Origin of the sequence: Phaeobacter sp. HF9A (assembly GCF_011806385.1) — a bacterium.
Classification (GTDB): domain Bacteria; phylum Pseudomonadota; class Alphaproteobacteria; order Rhodobacterales; family Rhodobacteraceae; genus Epibacterium.
The window spans coordinates 1-5,495 of the sequence record NZ_JAATOX010000183.1 but is presented as its reverse complement, the minus strand read 5'-3'; the positions used below and the strand labels follow the sequence as shown (position 1 = coordinate 5,495).

Sequence of the window (5,495 nt, the reverse complement as noted above, 5' to 3'; positions counted from 1 at the left end):
GTATCGCCGTGCTCAACGGCTACACGGCACTTGGAATCCCCGTCACACAGCCCGTAGAGTAAGTCCGTTCGGGGAAGGGGGGAAGCTCGCACATCACCCGATTTGTGCAACAAGGCCGTGGAAAGCCCTCTGTCGTCGTGGTGGATACGCTGGATCGACAGTTCGCCGTCGGCGCGCCGGATCGTGCTTGGGTGACTAACTGCGCCTTCAGCTTCACTCTCTGAGTACAGCAAACACGAAGAATCCCGCGAGTGCGGGCATTTTCGTCTTGAAGCCCAACACGGAGTCGCTGCTACTTCGTGTTGCATCCGCGTAGCAAAATCGTAGCGCGCAGCATTTCGATCTGGAGTTCTGAGCAGAAGCTTCCTGAAAATCCTTTTGTTTTCAGTATGGTGCGGGTGAAGGGACTCGAACCCCCACGCCAAAGGCGCCAGAACCTAAATCTGGTGCGTCTACCAATTCCGCCACACCCGCACATCGGCGAGGAGGCCCCGCCGTGGAGCCGCTAGTTAGCAGAGCTCCGTTTGGGATGCGAGAAAAAATTTCGCAGATGCAAGAATTCCCTCCGTCCCGCCCCCAGCGCCGCGTCATCAATGCCAGCTCACGGCGCTTGGCATCGTTTTGCCACAATCTCAGCGTAAACCTCTGCGGTGGACATTCCCGCCGTCAGAGCGCCCAGCGGAGCCCAGTTTATGTCTTTTGAACGCCATCTTATCTGCGCCCCCAAGGGCGATCATACCAGAGCCCGTCCGCTCACCGGCCTGTTGCCACAGACGGAGGTACTGACTCGCAAGGGGTTCAAACCCACGTCAGAGATCACCCCGGCAGATACCGTCATCACGCGCGAGCACGGCCTGTCTCCGGTGCTGACGGTTGTGATACAACATGCCCGCAGTCGCCTGGTCCGCTTCGCAGCCAAGACGCTGAATTGCGACGACAAAACACGTGATCTCCCTTGCGACATTCTGCTTCCTGCACATCAGGCGATGCGGCTCAGGGATTGGCGCGCCCAGGCGCTCTTTGGCAAGCATGAGGCGCGCGTCCAGGCTGCGGCGCTCATAGACAACGCCTATGTCACGGATGACGGGATGCAGAGCTGCGAGGTCGTGCAACTCTGGCTCCAGACCCCGTCCACCCTATATCTGCGCTGCATGGAGGTGCTCTCGGCTCATGCCTTTGACGACCACCTACGCCCTTTGATCTAGAGATCCAATTCCGCCAAGATATGCGGCAGATGGTCTGGCAAGTCCTCCGCAATCAGCCCTGGGCCAAAACTGCGCGCGCTCTCGACATGTAGCCAGGCCGCCGTCTGCGCCGCGGCATATGGGCCCAGCCCCCGCGCCAGAAGCCCCGTGATCAGCCCCGCCAGGACATCCCCTGCCCCGGCGGTGGCCAGCCAGGGCGCTTTGCGCTCATAGGCGGCGAGGTGGATGGCGCAGTCGCCCTGCGGCGTCGCAATCACCGTATCCGCGCCCTTATATAGCACAGTACACCCTGCCCTGGCTGCCGCCTCTCGTGTGGCGTCCACCTTGGAAGAGATCGGACCCCGCGCGGGTCTCTGCGCGAGCCGCGCGGCAAGGTCAGGAAACAGCCGGGCAAACTCGCCGGCATGGGGCGTCAGCACGCAGCCGGTATGGAGGCTGTCAAACAGCGCCCTCGGCTGCGCAGCAAAGGCGGAGAGCGCGTCGGCGTCCAGCACCGCGGCTCGAGACGGATCCGCCAGCGCAAAAGGCACCAAATCCCGGGCCCGCTCCAATCCCAGGCCCGGCCCAAGGCAGAGCGCCGTGATCCGGGGATCCTGGAGCAGATCAGCCAGGGCCGCCCCCCCGTCGACGCGTGCCATCATCAAGCCGGTGATCTGACTTGCCACCTCCATCTGCGCGGCGGGCGGCACCCCAAGCGTCACCAGCCCGGCCCCGACCCGCAGCGCGCTGCGCGCCGCCAGCCGCGCGGCGCCGGTCCTGCCAAAGCCACCGGTCAGAACCAGCGCATGACCGTGGTTGAATTTGTGATGACCGCGGTCCTTGCGCAGCTCTTGCAAAGACGGCGCGGCGAGCTCGGCGGTTTTTACCGTGGCGTTTGCCTCCAGGCCGATATCCTTCACCACCACCTTGCCGCACAGGGTCGGCCCGTCGGCAAGAACATGCCCCAGCTTCAGGCGGTGAAAACTGACGGTCAGATGCGCGCGCAGCGCCGACCGCAACGGCCCATCGCCAAGGGGAAAAACCCGGCCACTATCAGCGCAAAGTCCGCTTGGAACATCCACAGCGACAATGGCAGGGCAGCCAGACGTCGGAGCGGCCTCCACCAACGCGCCGTCAGCCCTCTCGCCGATCTGCGCGAACAACGCCCCCAGATCCGGCAGCCCCCGCGACAGCCCGGTTCCAAACAGCGCATCCACCAGACAGTCACAGTCCTGCTGCGGATCAAACTCCGTCACGTCGGCAACCGATCCCAGCTCGCGCCAGCGGTCATAATTTACCCGCGCGTCGGTCGGCAGTTGTTCAGGATCGCCGTAGATATAGGTCGAGACCGCCCAGCCCCGCGCCTGCAACAGCCGCGCCACAACAAACCCATCGCCACCGTTGTTTCCAGGACCACAAAGCACCACTGCATGTTTCATCTTTTTGCAAATATCCCGGGGGGAGGCCGCAGGCCGGGGGGCAGCGCCCCCCTTTGCTGCATCGCGCGCCTCAAAAATCTCGGGCCATTGCTCATAAATCGCCTCGACCACGCCCCGTCCGGCGCGCTCCATCAGCTCAAGTCCGGTCACCACGCCGCTCTCGATTGCCGTTTTTTCGATCGCACGCATCTGCGCTGCCGTCAGTAGCTCGCTCATACCGGACCCTCCTTTTTCACATCTGCACATTATTTAATCGCATTGCGCGATTTTTAATCACGCACCTTAAATTCTGCACATTCCGAAAGCACTCTCTTCGGCTTACACATTGTGGCGGTCAGTTGAAAATGATCTGACCACATTCGACAAGGGTGCGAGGAGCCCGACATGAAAAAGATCGAAGCCATCATCAAGCCGTTCAAGCTGGACGAGGTGAAGGAAGCGTTGCAGGACGTCGGCGTACAGGGTCTCTCTGTGATCGAGGTCAAGGGCTTTGGCCGCCAAAAGGGTCACACCGAATTGTATCGTGGCGCGGAATATGTCGTGGACTTTCTGCCCAAGGTCAAAATCGAGGTGGTGCTGGATGACGATCAGGTCGATGCCGCCATCGAAGCCATCGTGGCCGCAGCCAAGACCGACAAGATCGGCGACGGCAAGATCTTTGTCAGCCCGGTAGAACAAGCCATTCGGATCCGCACTGGCGAATCCGGCTCGGACGCGCTCTAAGCGCCGTACCGACACACCGAGACACACCCTGAAGTATTAAAGTTTTCTGACGGAGGAAGAACTTCAAATGAGTAAAGACGCAGTTCTCAAACTGATCAAGGATGAAGAGGCGGAATACGTCGACATCCGTTTCACCGACCCGCGTGGCAAGCTGCAACACGTGACACTGATGTCGGATCAGGTCGACGAAGACTTCCTCGAAGAAGGCTTCATGTTCGACGGCTCCTCCATCGCTGGCTGGAAATCCATCGAAGCCTCCGACATGAAGCTGATCCCGGACACCGAGTCCGTCTATGTGGATCCCTTCTATGCGGAAAAAACCATCTGCATTCACTGCTCCGTGGTTGAGCCCGACACCGGCGAAGCCTATGAGCGCGACCCGCGCGGCACCGCTCAAAAAGCCGAAGCCTATCTGAAGGCCTCCGGTATCGGCGATGTGGCCTATATGGGCCCGGAGGCGGAATTCTTCCTCTTTGACGATGTGCGGTTCTCCAACACCATCAACAAAGTCTCCTATGAAGTTGACGCAACCGACGCCTCCTGGAACTCTGATGCCGAGTTTGAGACCGGCAACATGGGCCACCGTCCCGGCGTCAAAGGCGGCTACTTCCCGGTCAACCCGATCGACGAAGCCCAGGACCTGCGCTCCGAGATGCTCTCCACCATGAAGCGTCTGGGCATGAAAGTTGACAAGCACCACCACGAGGTGGCCTCCTGTCAGCACGAGCTGGGCCTGATCTTTGACAGCCTGACCAAACAGGCCGACGAGCTGCAAAAATACAAATACGTGATCCACAATGTGGCCCACGCCTACGGCAAATCCGCCACCTTCATGCCCAAGCCGATCGCCGGCGACAACGGCACCGGCATGCACGTGAACATGTCGATCTGGAAAGACGGCAAGCCGCTCTTTGCAGGCGACAAATACGCGGATCTCTCCGACGAGGCCCTGTATTTCATCGGCGGCATCCTGAAGCACGCGAAGACCCTGAACGCCTTCACCAACCCGTCCACCAACTCCTACAAGCGTCTGATCCCGGGCTTCGAGGCCCCCGTTCTGCGCGCCTACTCCGCTCGTAACCGCTCTGGCTGCGTGCGTATTCCGTGGACCGAATCCCCGAAGGCAAAACGTGTTGAGGCGCGCTTCCCCGATCCGGCGGCGAACCCCTACCTGGCCTTTGCAGCGCTGCTGATGGCTGGCCTTGACGGGATCAAGAACAAGATCCACCCGGGCGAAGCCATGGACAAGAACCTCTATGATCTGCCCGCCGAAGAACTGGCCGATATCCCGACCGTTTGCGGCTCCCTGCGCGAAGCGCTGGAATGCCTGGCAGCCGATCACGAGTTCCTGCTGGCTGGCGACGTATTCACCAAAGACCAGATCGAGGGCTATATCGCGCTCAAGATGGAAGAAGTCGAAACCTACGAGCACACACCGCACCCGGTGGAATATCAAATGTACTACAGCTGCTAATTCAAGCTGTAGACGTCTACGGAAAGAGCGCCCCCTCGCGGGCGCTCTTTTTTTCTTGTCCGCCGCCTGCCCGCCTCTTTTTCTGGTCTGCGCGAAATTTCTTTGCCCGATGTCCCAATAGACGGTTGAGACGGGCGCAGGCTTGGGGTAGCTCTGCCCGCCTTGATCAGCGCCGGGCCAGCCACATGACACAGCATTCCCTTCCCCAAACTCTTGGGATCGACTTTGGCACCTCGAACTCCGCCGCCGGTGTTGCGGTCGCGGGGCAGCCCTGGCTGATTGAACTGGAACCCGGCGAGACCACCCTGCCCACGGCGGTGTTCTTTGACGGGGAGACCGGCGCGATGCGGATCGGGCGCAGCGCCACGCGCGCCCTGATCGACGGGGACGAGGGGCGTTTTATGCGGGCGCTCAAGAGCTTGCTCGGCACGCCGCTGCTCTATGAAAAACGTCGTCTGGGCAAGCAGATGATGGATTTCAGCGATATCATTGCGCAGTTCCTGCGCGAGGTGAAAACCCGCGCCGAGACAGCAACGCGGATGGAATTCACCCATGCGCTCTCCGGGCGGCCGGTAAAGTTCCACTCCAAGGACGAGACCCGCAACGCGAGGGCCGAGGACGACCTGCGCGGCTGTTATCTCAAGGCCGGGTTTTCCGATGTGCAGTTCCTTTATG

The 5,495-nt window shown here is 60.8% G+C and carries 5 protein-coding genes and 1 tRNA gene; 4 read left to right on the top strand and 2 right to left on the bottom strand.

Annotation, left to right across the window (positions count from 1 at the left end; genetic code table 11):
• Positions 1-390: 390 nt before the first annotated feature.
• Positions 391-474: transfer RNA gene (locus HCZ87_RS19585), tRNA-Leu, on the bottom strand.
• Between the two features lie 218 nt (positions 475-692).
• Between HCZ87_RS19585 and HCZ87_RS19580 the strand changes: the two genes are divergently transcribed.
• Entirely contained in the window at positions 693-1,205 is a 513-nt protein-coding gene (locus HCZ87_RS19580) for a Hint domain-containing protein (protein WP_167646623.1), read from the top strand.
• Here HCZ87_RS19580 and HCZ87_RS19575 read toward each other — a convergent pair.
• Positions 1,202-2,839 carry an NAD(P)H-hydrate dehydratase gene (locus tag HCZ87_RS19575; protein ID WP_167646621.1) on the bottom strand — a complete coding sequence of 546 codons (1,638 nt, stop codon included), beginning with the start codon at positions 2,837-2,839 and terminating at the stop codon, positions 1,202-1,204. The two genes, HCZ87_RS19580 and HCZ87_RS19575, sit on opposite strands and share 4 nt — an antisense overlap.
• 168 nt (positions 2,840-3,007) lie before the next feature.
• Here HCZ87_RS19575 and HCZ87_RS19570 point away from each other — a divergent pair, with 168 nt between their 5' ends.
• The 3 genes from HCZ87_RS19570 to HCZ87_RS19560 form a co-directional block, all read left to right on the top strand.
• Complete coding sequence (locus tag HCZ87_RS19570; RefSeq protein WP_008560236.1) at positions 3,008-3,346, top strand: P-II family nitrogen regulator; 339 nt, start codon at positions 3,008-3,010, stop codon at positions 3,344-3,346.
• A gap of 67 nt (positions 3,347-3,413) precedes the next feature.
• On the top strand, positions 3,414-4,820 hold the full coding sequence (gene glnA, locus HCZ87_RS19565; RefSeq protein WP_167646619.1) for a type I glutamate--ammonia ligase: 1,407 nt from the start codon (positions 3,414-3,416) through the stop codon (positions 4,818-4,820).
• 185 nt (positions 4,821-5,005) lie between these two features.
• A partial coding sequence (locus HCZ87_RS19560; RefSeq protein WP_167646617.1) for an Hsp70 family protein occupies positions 5,006-5,495 on the top strand: 490 nt, incomplete at its 3' end.

Bases quoted from the DNA above. Each gene is read 5' to 3' on its own strand.
- HCZ87_RS19580 (WP_167646623.1), top strand. From the start codon at position 693: ATGTCTTTTGAACGCCATCTTATCTGCGCCCCCAAGGGCGATCATACC.
- HCZ87_RS19575 (WP_167646621.1), bottom strand. From the start codon at position 2,839: ATGAGCGAGCTACTGACGGCAGCGCAGATGCGTGCGATCGAAAAAACG.
- HCZ87_RS19570 (WP_008560236.1), top strand. From the start codon at position 3,008: ATGAAAAAGATCGAAGCCATCATCAAGCCGTTCAAGCTGGACGAGGTG.
- glnA (WP_167646619.1), top strand. From the start codon at position 3,414: ATGAGTAAAGACGCAGTTCTCAAACTGATCAAGGATGAAGAGGCGGAA.